The sequence below is a fragment of the Bradyrhizobium huanghuaihaiense genome, assembly GCF_007830635.1.
Classification (GTDB): Bacteria; Pseudomonadota; Alphaproteobacteria; order Rhizobiales; family Xanthobacteraceae; genus Bradyrhizobium; species Bradyrhizobium huanghuaihaiense.
The window spans coordinates 84,179-101,455 of sequence record NZ_VLLA01000012.1; the positions used below are offsets into that span (position 1 = coordinate 84,179).

At 66.0% G+C, this 17,277-nt stretch carries 17 protein-coding genes; 6 read left to right on the forward strand and 11 right to left on the reverse strand.

Annotation, left to right across the window (positions count from 1 at the left end; translation table 11 throughout):
- Nucleotide 1 precedes the first annotated feature (1 nt).
- A complete protein-coding gene (locus IQ16_RS23680; protein ID WP_018648390.1) occupies nucleotides 2–1,570 on the forward strand; it encodes a GMC family oxidoreductase in 1,569 nt (522 codons plus the stop codon).
- Nucleotides 1,571–1,803: 233 nt separating this feature from the next.
- On the opposite strand, the gene IQ16_RS23685 is transcribed toward IQ16_RS23680, so the two are convergent.
- Complete coding sequence (locus tag IQ16_RS23685) at nucleotides 1,804–2,121, reverse strand: ribbon-helix-helix domain-containing protein (RefSeq protein WP_018648391.1); 318 nt, start codon at nucleotides 2,119–2,121, stop codon at nucleotides 1,804–1,806.
- Between the two features lie 239 nt (nucleotides 2,122–2,360).
- On the opposite strand from IQ16_RS23685, the gene mutL reads away from it, so the two are divergent.
- Nucleotides 2,361–4,175, forward strand: a complete 1,815-nt coding sequence (mutL, locus tag IQ16_RS23690) for a DNA mismatch repair endonuclease MutL (RefSeq protein ID WP_018648392.1) — start codon at nucleotides 2,361–2,363, stop codon at nucleotides 4,173–4,175.
- 106 nt (nucleotides 4,176–4,281) lie between these two features.
- On the opposite strand, the gene rsmD is transcribed toward mutL, so the two are convergent.
- A complete protein-coding gene (rsmD, locus tag IQ16_RS23695; RefSeq protein ID WP_018648393.1) occupies nucleotides 4,282–4,836 on the reverse strand; it encodes a 16S rRNA (guanine(966)-N(2))-methyltransferase RsmD in 555 nt (184 codons plus the stop codon).
- 2 nt (nucleotides 4,837–4,838) lie between these two features.
- Entirely contained in the window at nucleotides 4,839–6,896 is a 2,058-nt protein-coding gene (locus IQ16_RS23700; RefSeq protein ID WP_167526343.1) for a pseudouridine synthase, read from the reverse strand.
- 118 nt (nucleotides 6,897–7,014) lie between these two features.
- On the opposite strand from IQ16_RS23700, the gene IQ16_RS23705 reads away from it, so the two are divergent.
- Entirely contained in the window at nucleotides 7,015–7,473 is a 459-nt protein-coding gene (locus tag IQ16_RS23705) for a nucleoside deaminase (RefSeq protein WP_018648395.1), read from the forward strand.
- Between the two features lie 104 nt (nucleotides 7,474–7,577).
- Here the strand turns inward: IQ16_RS23705 and IQ16_RS23710 are convergent, their stop codons facing one another.
- The 5 genes from IQ16_RS23710 to IQ16_RS23730 form a co-directional block, all read right to left on the reverse strand.
- Nucleotides 7,578–8,480, reverse strand: a complete 903-nt coding sequence (locus IQ16_RS23710) for an alpha/beta fold hydrolase (protein WP_018648396.1) — start codon at nucleotides 8,478–8,480, stop codon at nucleotides 7,578–7,580.
- 227 nt (nucleotides 8,481–8,707) lie between these two features.
- Nucleotides 8,708–9,991: a phosphoribosylamine--glycine ligase gene (gene purD / locus IQ16_RS23715; RefSeq protein ID WP_018648397.1), complete on the reverse strand. Its 1,284-nt coding sequence runs from the start codon at nucleotides 9,989–9,991 to the stop codon at nucleotides 8,708–8,710.
- 220 nt (nucleotides 9,992–10,211) lie between these two features.
- Nucleotides 10,212–10,511, reverse strand: coding sequence for a winged helix-turn-helix domain-containing protein (locus IQ16_RS23720; RefSeq protein ID WP_018648398.1), 300 nt, complete (start codon nucleotides 10,509–10,511; stop codon nucleotides 10,212–10,214).
- 2 nt (nucleotides 10,512–10,513) lie between these two features.
- A complete protein-coding gene (locus IQ16_RS23725; protein ID WP_018648399.1) occupies nucleotides 10,514–11,065 on the reverse strand; it encodes a hypothetical protein in 552 nt (183 codons plus the stop codon).
- A complete protein-coding gene (locus IQ16_RS23730) occupies nucleotides 11,062–12,072 on the reverse strand; it encodes an alpha/beta hydrolase (RefSeq protein ID WP_167526344.1) in 1,011 nt (336 codons plus the stop codon). The genes IQ16_RS23725 and IQ16_RS23730 overlap by 4 nt, the downstream gene beginning before the upstream one ends.
- 138 nt (nucleotides 12,073–12,210) lie before the next feature.
- Here IQ16_RS23730 and xseA point away from each other — a divergent pair, with 138 nt between their 5' ends.
- On the forward strand, nucleotides 12,211–13,833 hold the full coding sequence (gene xseA / locus IQ16_RS23735) for an exodeoxyribonuclease VII large subunit (protein ID WP_018648401.1): 1,623 nt from the start codon (nucleotides 12,211–12,213) through the stop codon (nucleotides 13,831–13,833).
- A 290-nt stretch (nucleotides 13,834–14,123) separates the two neighbouring features.
- Here xseA and IQ16_RS23745 read toward each other — a convergent pair whose 3' ends face one another.
- Nucleotides 14,124–14,273 carry a hypothetical protein gene (locus IQ16_RS23745; RefSeq protein WP_018648402.1) on the reverse strand — a complete coding sequence of 50 codons (150 nt, stop codon included), beginning with the start codon at nucleotides 14,271–14,273 and terminating at the stop codon, nucleotides 14,124–14,126.
- Between the two features lie 294 nt (nucleotides 14,274–14,567).
- Complete coding sequence (locus IQ16_RS23750) at nucleotides 14,568–15,398, reverse strand: dienelactone hydrolase family protein (RefSeq protein WP_018648403.1); 831 nt, start codon at nucleotides 15,396–15,398, stop codon at nucleotides 14,568–14,570.
- Between the two features lie 263 nt (nucleotides 15,399–15,661).
- On the opposite strand from IQ16_RS23750, the gene IQ16_RS23755 reads away from it, so the two are divergent.
- The gene (locus IQ16_RS23755) at nucleotides 15,662–15,883 is read left to right on the forward strand and encodes a DUF2093 domain-containing protein (RefSeq protein WP_018648404.1); all 222 of its coding nucleotides are present in this window, start codon (nucleotides 15,662–15,664) and stop codon (nucleotides 15,881–15,883) included.
- 121 nt (nucleotides 15,884–16,004) lie between these two features.
- Here the strand turns inward: IQ16_RS23755 and IQ16_RS23760 are convergent, their stop codons facing one another.
- Complete coding sequence (locus IQ16_RS23760; RefSeq protein WP_018648405.1) at nucleotides 16,005–16,310, reverse strand: hypothetical protein; 306 nt, start codon at nucleotides 16,308–16,310, stop codon at nucleotides 16,005–16,007.
- A gap of 550 nt (nucleotides 16,311–16,860) precedes the next feature.
- Between IQ16_RS23760 and IQ16_RS45240 the strand changes: the two genes are divergently transcribed.
- Nucleotides 16,861–17,058, forward strand: coding sequence for a hypothetical protein (locus tag IQ16_RS45240; RefSeq protein WP_018648406.1), 198 nt, complete (start codon nucleotides 16,861–16,863; stop codon nucleotides 17,056–17,058).
- The last annotated feature ends 219 nt before the right edge of the window (nucleotides 17,059–17,277 follow it).

The following is a 17,277-nucleotide window of genomic DNA, read 5'->3' on the forward strand; positions in this document are numbered from 1 at the left end:
TATGGCAAAATTCGATCTGAACGACTCCAGCGTTGTGGTGATCGTCGGCTCCGGCGCCGGCGGCGGCACGCTGGGCAACGAGCTCGCGCAGAAGGGCGTCAAGGTGGTGATCCTCGAAGCTGGTCCCCGCATCGAGAACCAGGACTTCGTCAACGACGAGTGGGAGAGCTTTTCCCAGCTCGCCTGGACCGACGCGCGCACCACGTCGGGGACGTGGCGCGTCGCCAAGGATTTTTCGGGCCTTCCCGCCTGGATCGTCAAGGCGGTCGGCGGCTCCACGACCCATTGGGCGGGAGCGTCGCTGCGCTTCGACGAGCATGAGTTCCGGGTGAAGAGCACCTATGGCAACATTCCCGGCGCCAATCTGCTGGACTGGCCGGTGACGCTGGCGGAGATGGAGCCATGGTACGCCAAGGCCGAGAACAAGATGGGCGTGACCCGCACCAACGGCATTCCCGGACTTCCCGGCAACAATAACTTCAAGGTGCTGGAGGCCGGCGCAAAGAAGCTCGGCTACAAGACCGTGCACACCGGCAACATGGCCATCAACAGCCAGCCGCGCGACGGGCGCGGCGCGTGCCAGCAGATCGGCTTCTGCTTCCAGGGCTGCAAGTCGGGCGCGAAATGGTCGACGCTCTATACCGAGATTCCCAAGGGCGAGGCGACCGGCAATCTCGAAGTGCGGCCGAGCAGCATGGCGGTCAAGATCGAGCATGATTCCAGCGGCAAGGTGACCGGCGTCGTCTACGCCGACGTAACAGGCGCCATGCAGCGCCAGAAGGCGCGCATCGTTGCGGTCGCCGGCAATTCGATCGAGAGCCCGCGGCTGCTGCTCAACAGCGCCTCGACCATGTTCCCCGACGGCCTCGCCAATTCATCGGGCCAGGTCGGCCGCAACTACATGCGCCACATGACCGGCAGCGTCTATGCCGTGTTCGAGAAGTCGGTGCACATGTATCGCGGCACCACCATGGCCGGCATCATCCGCGATGAAGCCGTCAACAACCCGAAGCGTGGCTTCGTCGGCGGCTACGAGATGGAGACGCTGTCGATCGGCCTGCCGTTCATGGCGGCGTTCCTCAATCCCGGCGCCTGGGGCCGTTCGTTCACGTCAGCGCTCGATGGCTATCCCAGGATGGCCGGCATGTGGCTGGTCGGCGAGGACATGCCGCAGGAGACCAACCGCATCACGCTCGACCCCGTCGTGAAGGACAAGTTCGGCCAGCCGGTCGCGAGCGTGCATTTCGACGATCATCCCAACGACGTCGCGATGCGCGCGCATGCCTACAAGCAGGGCGCGGCCGTCTACGACGCCGTCGGCGCCACCGTGACCTATCCGACGCCGCCTTATCCGAGCACGCACAATCTCGGCACCAACCGGATGAGCGAGAAGCCCAGGGATGGCGTGGTCAACAAGTTCGGACAGAGCCACGACGTCAAGAACCTGTTCGTCTCCGACGGCAGCCAGTTCACCAGCGGCGCGGCCTGCAATCCGACGCTGACCATCGTCGCGCTGGCGATCCGGCAGGCGGATCACATTGCGGGAGCGATGCAGAAGAAGGAGATCTAAAGCCCGATAGGCAGACCGCTCGCTCCCCGTCATTGCGAGCGGAGCGACGCAATCCAGAATCTCTCCGCAGAGATAGTCTGGATTGCTTCGTCGCAAGCGCTCCTCGCAATGACGGCGGTTGGAGTCTCGTAGCCCGGATGGAGCGCAGCGTAATCCGGGACCGCCGCCGCTTGTGGCACAAATCCCCGGATTGCGCTGCGCTCCATCCGGGCTACGCACCTTTGTTGGGACAGCTACTCGGCCGCGTCGAGAATGGGCGTCACCGTGGCCTTGAATTCCTGCACCGGCACCATGCTTCGGGAGCGATAGATCAAACACGAGCAGCGCAGCAGCGAGGCGAAATTGTTGACCTCGCCGTGATGGTCGAGCACCTCGTTGTAGAGGGTGGTCAGGAACTTGCCGAGGCTCATGCTCTCCTTGGCCGCGATCTCCTCCAGCGTGTCCCAGAATGCCATCTCCAGCCGGATCGAGGTGCAATGCCCGCCGATCCGCAAAGAGCGGGTCTGGGATTCGTAGTCGCGTTGGGGCTGGTGCGCGAAGAGATGGCACATGGCGTCCTCCCGTCCTGTTGCCATTTTTTCACGATGCTACACGTCTGCCCGGCACCCCACAATCAGAACGGTTACCGGAAGCCGCGTCATCCGGGTTGTGCGATTTTCTCGAACGGCCAATGTCTTCAATGTGATAGACACCGCTCCTCCCCAGCCCGCGACGTTCCTGTTGCCCAACACATGCTTTTGACGCAACACGGCCTAGAATAGCGCTGTCAGCGAATCCAGATTCGAGCCTCATGCCCGTCCGCCAGCTTCCAGAACAGGTCGTCAACCGCATCGCCGCCGGCGAGGTGGTCGAGCGGCCCGCGAGCGTGGTCAAGGAGCTGGTCGAGAACGCCATCGATGCCGGCGCGAGCCGGATCGACGTCTTCACCGATGGTGGGGGACGACGGCGGATCGGCATCACCGACGACGGCAGCGGCATGACCGCGAAGGACCTGTCGCTCGCCGTCGAGCGCCACGCCACCTCCAAGCTCGACGACGAGGATTTGCTCCAGATCCGCACGCTCGGGTTCCGCGGCGAGGCGCTGCCCTCGATCGGCTCGGTGGCGCGGCTGTCGATCACGACGCGCCATGCCAGCGAACCGCATGCCTGGGCGCTCAGCGTCGAGGGCGGCGAGAAGTCCGAGATCATGCCGGCGGCGCTGGCGCATGGCACCCGCGTCGAGGTCAATGACCTCTTCTATGCGACGCCGGCGCGGCTGAAATTCCTGAAGACCGACCGCACCGAGGCGGAAGCGATCCGCGAGGTGGTGCGGCGCCTCGCCATGGCGCGGCCGGACGTCGCCTTCACGCTCGCGGGGGAGGAGCGCGCGCCGGTGACCTGGGCTGCCGCCCTGCCCGGCGCTGCCGGCCGCCTGACGCGGCTCGGCGATATCTTAGGGGCTGAATTCCGCAGCCACGCCATCGAGGTCCATGCCGAGCGCGAGGGCGTCGTCGTCGCCGGCTATGCCGCGGCGCCCGCGCTGACCAAGGCCAACGCGCTCGGGCAATATCTCTTCGTGAACGGCCGCCCGGTGCGCGACAAGCTGATCCTGGGGGCCGTGCGCGCGGCCTATTCCGACTATCTGCCGCGCGACCGCCATCCGGTGCTGGCGCTGTTCGTCACGCTCGATCCGCGCGAGGTCGACGCCAACGTGCATCCCGCCAAAACCGAGGTGCGTTTCCGCAACGCCGGCCTCGTGCGCGCACTGATCGTGCACGGACTAAAGGAAGGTCTCGCACGCGAGGGCCGCCGCACCGCGGCCAACAGCGGCGAGAGCGCTCTGTCCTCGTTCCGTCCCGCGTTCACGCCGCCGCGCCCGGCGAGCTGGGACTGGCGCGCCTCACCATCCGCTCCCGCCGCGCCGATGCCTTCATTCGACGGCGCAGCCGCACCGGCTTTCGCCGAGCGCGCGCAAACCGCCTTCGACGTCGGCGCGCCCAGCGCGGATGTGCGGATCGAGACGCAGCCCTTGGCTGACTTGGTTGACCGCCCACTCGGCGCGGCGCGCACGCAGATCCACGAGACCTACATCGTGTCGCAGACGCGCGACGGCCTGATCATCGTCGACCAGCACGCAGCGCATGAGCGCATCGTCTATGAGCGGCTGAAGGCCTCATTGGCTGCCAACGGCGTGCAGCGGCAGATCCTTTTGATCCCCGAGATCGTCGAGATGGACGAAGCCACGGTGGAGCGCCTGCTGGAGCGCAGCGAAGAGCTTGCTTCATTTGGACTTGCCATCGAATCCTTTGGTCCCGGTGCGGTCGCGGTGCGCGAGACACCGTCGCTGCTCGGCAAGACCAATGCCGGCGGTCTGCTGCGCGATCTCTCCGAGCACATGGCCGAGTGGGACGAAGCTCTTCCTCTCGAACGCCGCTTGATGCACGTCGCCGCCACCATGGCCTGCCACGGCTCGGTGCGCGCCGGCCGCCGGCTGCGGCCGGAAGAGATGAACGCCCTGCTCCGCGAGATGGAGGACACCCCGAACTCCGGCCAGTGCAATCACGGCCGCCCGACCTATGTCGAGCTGAAGCTGAGCGATGTGGAGAAGCTGTTCGGGCGGAGGTAAAGGTGCCGTAGGGTGGGCAAAGCGAAGCGTGCCCACCACCTATCGCAAGCATGGAAAGTTCGTGGGCACGGCGCGTTGCGCCTTTGCCCACCCTACGGCAGCGCAGCTACGGCTTCCTCAAAAACACAAACTCCGTATCGTCATACGCGCGCCGCTCCAACTCCTCGAACCCTTCCGGCGTCACGAACTGCGCGGCCTTGGCTTCTTCGACCACCAGCAGCGCGCCCGGCGTCAGCCAGCCGCCATCGCGCAAGGAGGCGAGCGCCTTCTCCGCAAAGCCCTTGCCATAGGGTGGATCGAGGAACACCAGCGAGAACGGCTCGACGGGATGCGCGGGACCCAGATCAGTCGCATCGCGGCGATAGACTTTGGTGACGCCGCCGAGGCCGAGGGACTCGACGTTGTTGCGCAGCAGCGCCCGCGCTTCCGCGCCATTGTCGACGAACAGCGTGAACTTCGCGCCGCGCGAGGAGGCCTCGATGCCGAGCGCGCCGGTGCCGGCGAAGAGATCGAGCACGCGCGCATCTTGAATCGGATCGTCATAGGCGTGCACGAGGATGTTGAACACGGACTCGCGCAACCGGTCCGCCGTGGGGCGAATGTCGCGCGAGGACGGTGAGGCGAGATTGCGCCCCTTCAACCTGCCGCCGACGACGCGCAAGGCTAGTCCTCCCGCGGCGTCAAGTCGCGCTTGCCGTGATAGCCGCGCTTGGGACGGCGCGGCGGGCCGTAGCCGTTCGCCTCCATCTCGTTGCGCTCGCGCGCCTCCTCGCTGCCGGTGCGCTGCACCAGCACGCGGCGGCCCTTGCGGTCGTTGATGACGGCGCGCTTCATCGGCGTCTTCGGCGCATCATCACCGCGCCCGGCGGACTTCGACGGCACGTCGAACTCGGCGCCCGATTTCTCGATCACCTTGTCGCCGAGCTGCTCGCGCAGCACGCGCGACTTGATCTCGTCGACCTGGCCTTCGGGGATCTCGCCGAGCTGGAACGGGCCGTAGGAGACACGGATCAGCCGGTTCACCTCGAGCCCGAGATGGGCGCAGACGTTGCGCACCTCGCGGTTCTTGCCTTCGCGGATCGCGAACACCAGCCAGACATTGGCGCCCTGGTCGCGCTCGAGCGTCGCCTCGATCGGACCGTATTTGACGCCCTCGACCTCGATGCCGCTCTTGAGCTCGTCGAGCTGCGCGTGGGTGACGTCGCCATGGGCGCGGACGCGGTAGCGGCGCAGCCAGCCGGTGTCGGGAAGCTCGAGCGTGCGCGCGAGGCCGCCGTCATTGGTGAGCAGCAACAGGCCCTCGGTGTTGAAGTCGAGCCGCCCGACGCTGATCAAGCGCGGCAGTCCTTCGGGCAGATTGTCGAACACGGTCGGACGCCCCTCGGGGTCGTCATGCGTCGTCATCAGCCCGCGCGGCTTGTGATAGAGGAACAGCCGCGTGCGCTCGCGCGGCGGCAACGGCTTGCCGTCGACCAGGACGACGTCGTTCGGCGTGATGTCGAGCGCCGGCGAGTTGATGACGCGGCCGTTGACGGTGACGCGGCCCTGCGTGACCATTTCCTCGGCGTCGCGGCGCGAGGCGAGCCCCGCACGCGCCAGCGCCTTGGCGATGCGCTCGCCGGCCTTCTTCGGCTTCGGCGCTTCGTCGCGGCGCGGGCGGCCCTCGAAATCACGATCGCGCTCGCGATAGGCGCCGCGGCCGCCGAAGGCGGGGCGCTTCTCGAAGATCCTGCTGTCGTCCTCATTGTCGCGGCGCGGACGATCGCGAAAGCGGCCCTCGCTGCGTGGATGCTCCTGCCAGTCCATGCGACCTTCCGGCCGCTCGCGCGGGCGATCGAATTTCGGACGGTCACCGCGTTCGCTGTCACGGTCACGCGGCCGATCGAATTTCGGCCGATCGCGGAACGGACGATCGCCGGATGCGCGATCGTCGCGCGAACGCGAGAAGCGCGGACGGTCTTCGCCGCGGCCGCCCTCGCGGCGATCCTCGCGCTGACGCCACGGCTTTTCGTCGCCGCGATCGCGGCCGCCAAAGTCCTTGCGCGGCCCACGATCCCCTCCCCCACGCGAAAATTTCCGGTCCTCGAATTTGCGTTCGGGACGCTCGCCGCGAGGCGCGCGATCACCGCGATCGAAATTCGGGCGGTCTCCACGCGGCTTGAAGCTGCGCTCGCCACGATCCTCGCGCGGCCCGCGGTCGCCGCCGCGCGAAAACTTCCGCTCGCCGTCGAACTTGCGCTCCGGCCGGTCGCCACGCGGCGCATAGGGCCGCTTGTCGCCGAACTTCTTGTCTCCGGTCCGGCCGGCGGGGCGGGAATCATCGCGATCCCTGCGCGGCGGACGGTCGTCGCGCCCATAGGACGGACGATCACCACGCGGCTTGAACGACCGCTTCTCGCCATCACGCGCGCCGCGATCGGAGAACGGACGATCTCCGCGCGGTTTGAAGCTGCGCTCGCCGCGCTCCTCGCCGTCGCGCTTGAAGCGCGGGCGGTCGGAAAAATCGCGGCGCGGGGCATCGCCCTCCTCGCGGCGGCGGAAGGGACGGCTGTCACGGTCGCCACGCGGCCGGCTGTCGCGGTCGCCCTTGCCCTCGAAGCCGCGCTTGGCGAATTTCTTCTCGGGGCCACGCGGCTTGCCGCTCCGGCCGCCCTTGGACGGTCCCTTGGGGGGGCCTCGCCGGCCGCGGGAATCGTTGTCTTTGTCGCTGTCGCGAGGCATGAATAATCTCACTCAGGGGTGGCGCGAGGGCATTATGCGCGCTCGTTCCGAGCCGCATGCTCAGGCAAAACCGGTATTCACTCTTGCTGAAGGCGGAGCTACTAGCAGGTTTCTGGCGATGATACGAGGCTTGAAAGCCCCCTCTTTCATGGATTTGGCGCTTCTGACGGCCGAAAATGCCGGAAAAGCGGGCGAAGTTCCGATCGGATGCGTGGTGGTCCGCAATTCCGAGGTCATCGCCACCGCGGCGAACCGGACGCTGACCGACCATGACCCCACCGCCCATGCCGAGATCGTGGCGCTGCGCGAAGCGGCGAAAAAGATCGGCAGCGAGCGCCTGGTCGACTGCGACCTGTACGTGACGCTGGAGCCCTGCACCATGTGTGCGGGCGCGATCTCCTTTGCAAGGGTCCGCCGACTCTATTACGGCGCGGCCGACCCCAAGGGCGGCGCGGTCGAGTCAGGCGTGCGCTTCTTTGCCTCGCCGACCTGCCACCACGCGCCGGACGTCTATTCCGGCGTCGGCGAGAGCGAGGCGGCGCGGCTGCTCAAGGCGTTTTTTCGGGAGCGGCGGTAGGCCGGAGTCGCGTAGCCCGGATGGAGCGAAGCGCAATCCGGGACAGTATCGCGGCGAGGAGAGAATCCCGGATTTCGCTTCGCTCCATCCGGGCTACAAGATCGTCAAGCCAAGAAAAACTCCCGCAGCGCCTTCGCGGTCACATCGGGGTTCTCCTCGGTGAGGAAGTGGCCTGAATCCACCGGCATGCCGTCCACGTTCGTCGCCCATTGCTTCCACGTGTCGAGCGGGGTCGCTGCGGCCTGGGCCACGCCGGCGTTACCCCACAGCGCCAGCATCGGCACCGTGATCTTCTTGCCGGCCTCGAAATCGGCCTTGTCGAGGTCGTAGTCGAAATAGGCGCCGGCGCGGTAATCCTCGCACATCGCGTGCACGCGCGCGGGATCGCGGAACGGGGCGATGTAGTGCTCGAGCGCGCGCTTGTCGATCGCATCGAGCGTCTTCGATTTGGTCTGGCTCGCCATCTTGAAGCGCAGGAAGAACTCGCCATTGCCAGAGATCAACGTCTCCGGCAGCGGCGCGGGCTGGGCCAGGAAGGTCCAGTGATAGATCTTCAGCGCATAGGCGCGGTTCATCCGCTCCCAGTAATTATAGGTCGGCAGGATATCGAGCACGGCGAGCTTTGACAGCCGCCCTGGATGGTCGAGCGCCAACCGATACGACACACGGCCGCCACGGTCGTGGCCGGCGAGCGCGAAATGCACGTGACCGAGCTGCTCCATCGCCTCGATCATGGCCTTGGCCATCGCGCGCTTGCTGTAGGGCATGTGCAGCGCATCGCTCGCGGGCATGTCGGACCAGCCATAGCCCGGCAGGTCGGCGATGATCAGCGTGAACTTGTCGGCAAGCTGCGGCGCCACGCGGTGCCACATCACATGCGTCTCGGAGAAGCCGTGCAGCAGCAGCAGCGGCGGCCCCTCGCCGCCGACGCGGGCGAAGATGCGGCCGAAGGAGGTGTTGATCCACTCGGAGGCGAAGCCGGGATAGAGGTCGGCGAGATCGGACATCTTTCTGCATCCTTGTCTGGTCGTTGCCGGGGCCCCCCGACAAAAAATGTCGAAAACAACCCCATGCACAGTAGCACGGCGTCATCGGCCGGGATGGCTAACCCCAACAGCCGATTACGTATTTCTGGAATGTCGATGTGGCGGCGCGAAGGCGCCTAGACCCTCGAGATTCCGGATCGGCGCGTTGCGCGCGCCGTCCGGAATGACGAGCTAGTTGTTGTGACGAGTTAAGTTTTGGCCTTCTCCGCCTCCACCGCCTGCCAGCCGATGTCGCGGCGGCAGAAGCCTTCCGGCCAGTTGATGCGGTCGACGGCCTGGTAGGCGCGCGCCTGCGCCTCGGTCACGGTCTTGCCCAGCGCGCAGACATTGAGCACGCGGCCGCCGTTGGCGAGGATCGCGCCGTCCTTCTCGACCGTTCCGGCGTGGAAGATCTCGACGGTGTCGACCTTGGCGGCGTCATCGAGCCCCTCGATGCGCGTGCCCTTCTGGTAGTCGCCGGGATAGCCCTTGGCCGCCATCACCACGGTGAGCGCGGATTCCGGATGCCAGCGCAGGTCGAAATGCTTCAACTCCCCGTCGCAGGCGGCGATGAACGCCGGCACGATGTCCGACATCATGCGCAGCATCAGCACCTGGCACTCGGGATCGCCGAAGCGGACGTTGAACTCGAACAGCTTTGGTCCCTGCGTCGTCAGCATGATCCCGGCGTAGAGGATGCCGCGGAACGGCGTGCCGCGCTGCTTCATGCCGGCAACCGTTGGCAGGATGATCTTCGCCATGATCGCGTCGTGGATCGCGGGCGTGACCAGCGGGGTCGGCGAATAGGCACCCATGCCGCCGGTGTTCGGGCCGACGTCGTGGTCGAACACGCGCTTGTGGTCCTGCGCGGACGCCAGCGGGATCGCGGTCTCGCCGTCGCACAGCGCGAAGAAGCTGATCTCGCGGCCCGGCAGAAACTCCTCGATCACGACTTCAGCGCCGGCCTCGCCAAAGGCGCCCTCGAACATCATGGCGATGGCGTCCTCCGCCTCACGCACCGTCTTGGCGACGACGACGCCCTTGCCGGCGGCAAGGCCGTCGGCCTTCACCACGATCGGCGCGCCCTGGCTGTTGACGTAGTCGCGCGCATCCTTGGCGTTGGTGAAGCGCTTGTAGGCGCCCGTCGGAATGCCGAATTCGGTGCACAGGGCCTTGGTGAACCCCTTGGAGCTTTCGAGCTGGGCGGGGACCTTGCTCGGCCCGAACGCCTTGATGCCGCTAGCTGTGAGATCATCGACGATGCCGGCCGCCAGCGGCGTCTCCGGGCCGACCACCACGAGCTCCACCGCGTTTTTCTTGCAGAAGTCGATCACGGCGGCATGGTCGGCGATGTCGAGCGCCACGCACTCCGCCTCCCGCGCGATGCCGGCATTGCCGGGCGCGCACCAGAATTTCGTGACCAGGGGGGAGGCTGCGATCTTCCACGCCAAGGCATGTTCGCGGCCGCCGGAACCGAGCAGGAGAATGTGCATCGAGGGCTCGATATAAGGGGTTTTGCTGGGGCCGGAGGTCGCACGAATCGGGGTGGGGCTCAAGGGGGCTTACCTCAAACTCCCCGTCATTCCGGGGCGCGGCGAAGCCGCGAGCCCGGAATCCATAACCACCATCGTGAGTATGGATTCCGGGCTCGCGCCCAAGAGGGCGCGCCCCGGAATGACGGCGGACAGAGGAATGCCCAGGAATAAAGGGAAGCTAAATCTGCTTCCCCGCTATGATCTCCTGCAACGTCGCCACATGCCGCGCGAAGGCGCCGCGGCCGGCGGCGGTGGCGGTGACCGTGGTCTGCGGCTTCTTGCCGACGAAGGCTTTCTCGACCGAGACGTAGCCGGCTTTGGCCAAAGTCTCGATATGCGCGCCGAGATTGCCGTCGGTGGCGCCGGTGAGCTTCTTCAGGCGGGCGAATTCGAGCCCGACCTCCGCAGGCAGGGCGTTCAGCGCCGCCATGATCTTCAGGCGCAGCGGCTGGTGGATGATGTCGTCGAGCTCTGCCAAGTCTAGCTCCGCCGCATCCAGAGGCCGCCGACGAACAGTCCGCCGCCGTTGACGACAGCCATCCACAGCAGGAACGGCATTCCGGGGATGTAGATATATCCGATCAGCGTGAGCGCGATGATCGCGGCGCCGATCACGATGAAGGCCGTGCCGAACCACACGCCCGCCAACATGTAGAACAGCATGATGTAGACCGGCCAGAACGTCGTCTGCTGGCGCGGCGTGAATTGGCCGAACACGCAGCAGAAGATGCCGAACGCAATGATCAACAGGAACGTCAACAGATAGCGGTGATCGAAGGTACGGATGCGGGATTGCGCGTAATTGTAGGCACTGAGGGCGAACAGCCCCAGAGTCGCGAAGACGTAGACGCCGATCCAGATATAGAGGCCATAGCGCGGCCAGAGCCAGCTCAGGACGTTCCCGGCGAAAACCAGAGCGCCGCACATCAACATGATCAGACTGGAGAGCTGGTAGATCAGCGATTGCCGCACGCGGCGGACGGTATCGTCGATGTCCGCCAGCGCGTTGGTAGCCTGCTTGCTGTCGATCATGACTGCCCGCTCCCGCGCGCTGCCACGTCTTCGGCGATCGCGGAAACAGCCTTCGGATTGGTGACCATGCCCATGTGGTTGACGCCCTCGATCACCTTCACGTCCACCGATGGCTTCACCGCCTGCACCGCCTCGGCATATTTGTCCGAGATCATCATCTCGTCCTCGGCGGCGCCGAAGATCGTCATCGGACGTGTCGTCGCCGGAAGATCAATGCGATAGCCCCGCGTGGCAAAATTGCGCATCAGGCGGTCGGAATAGGTCGGCACCAGAATGCGTTCCGAATTCGGCGGCACGGCGACCGCCAGCACCGGCAGCTGCGAGCAGCAGTCGATGCCGAGCTTGCGCAGCGCGGCGAGGCCGAGGAAGCGCGGAATGTCGGGATTGGCCCAGCCGCCGGAATTCGGTCTGTTGGTCGGCGCATCGTAGCCGAGATAGGGCGCGATCAGCACGGTGCGAACGAACAGGTCCTGCATGATCGGCGTCGCGGCCACGCGTAGCGAGAAACCGGCGCCGGCTGAATGACCGATCAGGGTCAGCGGCAAATCGGGCGCGCTCTTGCGGACATGCGCGACGAAGTCGACGAGATCGTCCTCGAGCTGGCCGACATAGCCGATGTCTCCGCGGGTGCCCGAGGCGCCGTGACCGCGCATGTCGAGGGCCCAGGTCTCGACGCCGCGCGCGGCCAGTGCCGCCGTCAGCGCGTGGTTGACCGTAGCGGAGGAAGCCGAGGAGCCATGGATGAAGATGGCACCGCGATCCGAGGCCGTGCCCTTCGGCGCGTAGTGGCGGAAGCCGAGCCAGGTGCCGTCGCGGGCCTGGAAGCGTTCGAGTGGCGGCAGCGTGGACCAGTCGATGCCCTTGGCGGAGTCCGAGACGGAGCGCATCTCGGCGGGCCGCTGCAGCGGCGTCGCGATCAGGGCCGTCAGCAGCAGCGCCACGGCGCCGACCGCGCACAGCCCCCATTTCAGCAAGCCCAGAGCGCCTCGCAGCAACTGCATCGCCATGACCAACCCCCAACCGAACTCACCATCAATAGAGAACTCTATAATACAGAGCACTCTTTCAATCAATCCCCGGATTGGCGCCGCGCGGCGAAAATCCTTAACGTCGGGTCTGACCCCAAAATGCCGAATCGTTTGCCGATGCCGCCTGCGGAACAACTGAACAACGCGTTCGAATTCACCGTCTCCGAGCTCTCGCAGTCCCTGAAGCGGACTGTGGAGGACACCTATGGCCATGTCCGGGTCCGCGGTGAGATCTCAGGCTTCCGCGGCGCCCATTCCTCCGGCCATTGCTATTTCGCGCTCAAGGACGAGAGCGCCAAGATCGAGGCGGTCATCTGGAAGGGCGTCCACGGCCGCATGCGCTTCAAGCCCCAGGAGGGGCTCGAGGTCATCGCCACCGGCAAGCTGACGACCTATCCGGGCTCCTCAAAGTACCAGATCGTGATCGAGGCGCTGGAGCCGGCCGGCATCGGCGCGCTGATGGCGCTGATGGAGGAGCGCAAGAAGAAGCTCGCGGCCGAAGGGCTGTTCGACGAGGCGCGCAAGCAGCTCCTGCCCTGGCTGCCGGAGGTGATCGGCGTCGTGACCTCGCCGACCGGCGCCGTCATCCGCGACATCCTGCACCGGCTCGAGGACCGCTTTCCCCGCCGCGTGCTGGTGTGGCCGGTCAAGGTGCAGGGCGAAGGCTCGGCCGAACAGGTCGCGGCCGCGATCCGCGGCTTCAATGCGCTGCCCGAGGGCGGCAAGATTCCGCGCCCCGACGTGCTGATCGTCGCGCGCGGCGGCGGCTCGCTGGAGGATCTCTGGTCGTTCAACGAGGAGATCGTGGTGCGGGCAGCCGCCGAGAGCATGATCCCGCTGATCTCGGCGGTCGGGCACGAGACCGACATCACGCTGATCGACTTCGTCGCCGACAAGCGCGCGCCGACGCCGACGGCTGCCGCCGAGATGGCGGTGCCGGTGCGCAGCGAATTGTTCGTCGAGGTCGCCGATCTCGGCCGCCGCACCCGCGCCTATTGGCAGCGCGCCCAGGAGAGCCGCCGCAGCGAACTGCGCGCCGCCGCGCGCGCGCTGCCGGCGGCCGGCGATCTGCTCGCGATCCCGCGGCAGCGGCTGGATTCGGCCGGAGCCTCCCTGCCCCGCTGCCTCAAGGCCAACACGCATGCGCATTTCCGCAGGTTCACAGCCGCAAGTTCAAAACTGACGCTGCGCGTGCTGCACGGCCAGATCTCGCAGGCCGATCACCGCCTCACCGTGTGCGGCGAGCGGCTCGGCCTGTCCGCGCGATCGCTGCTGCGGCAGCGGCGCGACCGCTTTGCCGGGCTGGAGGTGCGTCTGCGCGCCTCAAAGCTTTCGAATGCGCAGGCGCAGCGCAACGCAATTGCCCGCCAGCGCGAGCGCACGCATCGCCTCGCCGAGCGCGCCGGCCGCGCGCTCGTCACGCTGCTGCAGCGGCTCGAGGCCCGCGTCGAGAACAGCGGCAAGCTGCTCTCTGCCCTGTCCTACCGCAGCGTGCTCGCGCGCGGCTTTGCGCTGGTGCGCGATGAAGCCGGCCATCCCGTGCATGCGGCGGACGCGATCGGCCCCGGCGCACGCGTCGAGATCGAATTCGCCGACGGCCGTGTCGGTGCGACCGCGGATGCGGATCGGCCGACGCCCGCGGCAAAGCGCGCGCCGGCGCAAGCGAAGCCGGCCACGCAGGAGACAAAGCCCGCGCCGAAGCGCGTGGCCAAGCCGGTGGATCAGGGCAGCTTGTTCTGAGGCGGGAGGGCGGCGCTCTATCCCCGTCATTGCGAGGAGCCCTTGCGACGAAGCAATCCAGAATCCATCCGCGGAAAGATTCTGGATTGCTTCGCTGCGCTCGCAATGACGATGTGGAAGCAGCGCGTAACCCGCCGAGCTCCGTCATCCTGAGGTGCGAGGCTTGCGATGCAAGCGCATCGCAAGGTGAGCCTCGAAGGATGTACGGCCGGGATGCAGCGGGGCCGTCGCCCTTCGAGGCTCGCCGAAGAGGCGAGCACCTCAGGGTGACGGGACTAGCAGGGTAAGCTTCAGCGGCAGGACAATCCCGCGTCGATCGTGGTCCAGAAGCCGCAATGTTCCGGCGCGAGCTGTGGGGCGCCGGCGTGGGCTTCGTACAGGAAGATCGCGACGGTGAAGACGATCAGGGCGGAGGCGAAGAGCGTGATGCGGTTGCGCATGTGAGATGCGTTTAATCGACATCGTGGTCGAATGATGGCGCGGCCACGTACTGAAACCGCGGCCATGCGCGATCCGTAGATTCACGGTCGGCCATTTTCCGTGCAGGGCGGTGGTCGATGCGGGGCTGTCCGCGTGATGTTGTTCCCCGGGCGGCCCCGCTTCCGCCTTCGCTCTACCGAGCTTCGGCGGGACAAGTCCGTAGCCCGGATGGAGCGCAGCGTAATCCGGGGGCGTGCCACGCACTGCGACCGTCCCGGATTGCGCTTCGCTCCATCCGGGCTACGAAACCTTCATCACCGCGCCAGCCATTGCGCGACTTCCTTCTGCGACTCCGCGCGCGCCTCGGCATCCGTGCCGAGATGGCCGTGCTCGGGCGCGGCGGCGTCGCTGCTGCCGCTGGCCGCGTGCAGCGGCGTGTTGGCGCGGTCGAAATCGTGATAGGCGCCGGGATAGACCACGATGCGCGCGAGCGCGCTGCGGCCATGCGCGCCGTCCACCATCTGGCGGCAGGCCGGCGGCGACGACACGTCGTCATTGCCGCCGATCAGCAGCAGCGTCGGCACTCGCGCGCTCCAACCCAAACCCGCCGAGATCCGGCAATCCGGATAGAACGCGATCGCGGCGCGGAAATCCGGTCCCTGATCGCGCGACGTGCTCTGCGGGCGCACGGCCCAGAGCAGCGCGCTGGCGCCGTTGGCCCAGCCCATCAGGCTGATGCGGTCTCGCGCGACCCAGGCCTGCTTCATCAGCCAGGCGCGCGAGGCCGCGATGTCGGCGACACGCTCGCGCCGCGCCTTGACGTGGCTCTCCTTGACGCGGCACTGCGGCCCGAGCTCGCGCGAGCCGTAGCTGTCCGGCAGCAGCACGGCATTACCGTCCCTGAGCAGGCGCTCGGCCCAGTCGCGATAGCGCGGCAGCACGGGATCGGAATGGCCGCCGAGGCCGCCGCAGCCATGCAGCGCGATCACGGTCGGAAACGGCCCGTCACCCTCGGGCTTGTAGAGCTGCGCATGCAGGATTCCCGAGGCGAGCGGAATCTCGACCTGATGCGGCACGGGTGCCGGCGCCGCGTGTGCGGCCGGTATCAGGAGCATCAGGAACAGGGCGATCAGTCGAAGGCGCATCGGACTCTGCCGTATCAGGTGCCGGCCGCGAGCGGCCCTTTTTTTGAGCATGATCTTTTCGGAAAACCGCTCCGCACTTTGCGCTATCGCGGCCCTCCGGGTCCGGATCATGCTGCGATCCTTCGTCCGGAGCACTACCACGCGGAAACGGCGGCAAAACATCACAAACCGGTGGGTTTAACGGGCGGACAAGCCACCCTATCTATGCTACATCCCGTCCAACACATCGTGCCCTTACGGGCCTTCCACGGAGACTTTCGACCGTGCTGAACAAGTTCGGCTCTTCCGGCCATGGCGAAGCGCAGGTGCAATATCTCGACGGCGATTTCCGCGTGATCTCGCCGGGGACCTTCGTGCGCTGCGCCATCACCGACACGCGGATCCCGCTCGACGAATTGAAGTACTGGAGCGTCGATCTGCAGGAGGCCTACGCCACGCCCGCCGCGGTATTGCAGCGGCATTTTCCCGGCGCGCTGAAAGCGTGATCCCGTAGGGTGGGCAAAGGCGCAAAGCGCCGTGCCCACCGTCTCGCCAAGACCGCGACAACCAACGTGGGCACGCTTCGCTTTGCCCACCCTACGATACCGCGCTTGTGGCATCGTTCTGCTATTGCGGCTCTGGACCATCTCCGCCTACGCACGTCTTGATGAAACTCTTCCTGGGTTCACCGACGACCTTCTGATCGATCGCCTGCTTCAGGCAATCGACCCGCGCCTGCGCCATGCACAGCTGCATCTGGTCGCGCTTGTCCTGTCCCTTCAGGTTTTGCGTCGAAGCAAGACAGGTGACGCGCTTGGCCGCAGGAACCGGCACGGTGGTCGGAGCGGCAGACGGCGTCGTCGTCTGTGCAAACACAGGCGCAACAATCAGACACACAAGACTGGCGGCGATGGCGGCGGACGGCAGTTTCATCGACTTCTCCTGATCGTCCGAGATCGATAGGAGCTTTGCGATGAATGCCGGCTGAATGGCGAACTGCCGTAGGGTGGGTTAGCTCGCGGCTGCGCGAAGCGCAGTCCGCTGGCGTAACCCACCATGCATCAGCGGATGCGGGACGAAGTTGGTGGGTTACGCCTGGCAACCGCGCTTCGCGCGGTCGCAAGGCTAACCCACCCTACGGGACCTACCGACCTGCACACCGCGACATGATCCTCATCGTGGCGATCCGCGTTGCATCGAGTCGTGCTTGCACTCCGAGGTAAGTCATTTCGCTTTGTGGTTGGATTTTTCGTCTCCGTCCGGCGTCCTTAAGTTGTTTGACGAAGTCTTGCTGAAACAGAACGCTGCTAATCTCCATGCTAGGTAATTGGCCCTGTACTTTTTATCGCACAGACAATCAGGTCAACCAAACGGCCGTCGAGCTTTGGAATTGGCGCAGTCTGTGAACGGGCTCATATCGAAGAGCCACCTGACGGGCTACGATCACCTCGCGGTGGAATATCTGTAAATTCAAAGTCAATCGATGGGGGTGATCATGCCCATCATACTGGACTTGCTCTATCGCGAATATTGCCGCGCCCGCCTCGCCGAAATGCGCAAGCAGCTTCTGATCGCAGCTGAACGCTTTGAAGCACTCGAAGCGGACTATCTTCTCTCGGATCAGAGTGACGATGAGAGGACGGCGGCACACCGCAAGACCGGCCGCAGCGCGCCGCATTGAAGCGGCCAAGACCGGCAATCTCTCCCGCGTGGCAGTGACCAAGCAATTGGCAACAGTTTTGCGAGGCCGCGATGAACACACCCGAATGCTATACCGTCATGGTGACCTGCGTCTCGTGCCTGACCATCGTCGGAATGATGCTCGTCGGGGCGTGGTGAGCATGGGACTGCGCTTCGCGTAGTCCGGGGCCAACCGACGCTACGGGTTCTGATGGTGGGC

Bases quoted from the DNA above. Each gene is read 5' to 3' on its own strand.
- mutL (WP_018648392.1), top strand. From the start codon at position 2,361: ATGCCCGTCCGCCAGCTTCCAGAACAGGTCGTCAACCGCATCGCCGCC.
- IQ16_RS23705 (WP_018648395.1), top strand. From the start codon at position 7,015: ATGATACGAGGCTTGAAAGCCCCCTCTTTCATGGATTTGGCGCTTCTG.
- purD (WP_018648397.1), bottom strand. From the start codon at position 9,991: ATGCACATTCTCCTGCTCGGTTCCGGCGGCCGCGAACATGCCTTGGCG.
- IQ16_RS23710 (WP_018648396.1), bottom strand. From the start codon at position 8,480: ATGTCCGATCTCGCCGACCTCTATCCCGGCTTCGCCTCCGAGTGGATC.
- IQ16_RS23700 (WP_167526343.1), bottom strand. From the start codon at position 6,896: ATGCCTCGCGACAGCGACAAAGACAACGATTCCCGCGGCCGGCGAGGC.
- IQ16_RS23680 (WP_018648390.1), top strand. From the start codon at position 2: ATGGCAAAATTCGATCTGAACGACTCCAGCGTTGTGGTGATCGTCGGC.
- IQ16_RS23685 (WP_018648391.1), bottom strand. From the start codon at position 2,121: ATGTGCCATCTCTTCGCGCACCAGCCCCAACGCGACTACGAATCCCAG.
- IQ16_RS45240 (WP_018648406.1), top strand. From the start codon at position 16,861: ATGGGGGTGATCATGCCCATCATACTGGACTTGCTCTATCGCGAATAT.
- IQ16_RS23730 (WP_167526344.1), bottom strand. From the start codon at position 12,072: ATGGCGATGCAGTTGCTGCGAGGCGCTCTGGGCTTGCTGAAATGGGGG.
- IQ16_RS23750 (WP_018648403.1), bottom strand. From the start codon at position 15,398: ATGCGCCTTCGACTGATCGCCCTGTTCCTGATGCTCCTGATACCGGCC.
- IQ16_RS23745 (WP_018648402.1), bottom strand. From the start codon at position 14,273: ATGCGCAACCGCATCACGCTCTTCGCCTCCGCCCTGATCGTCTTCACC.
- IQ16_RS23725 (WP_018648399.1), bottom strand. From the start codon at position 11,065: ATGATCGACAGCAAGCAGGCTACCAACGCGCTGGCGGACATCGACGAT.
- xseA (WP_018648401.1), top strand. From the start codon at position 12,211: ATGCCGCCTGCGGAACAACTGAACAACGCGTTCGAATTCACCGTCTCC.
- IQ16_RS23760 (WP_018648405.1), bottom strand. From the start codon at position 16,310: ATGAAACTGCCGTCCGCCGCCATCGCCGCCAGTCTTGTGTGTCTGATT.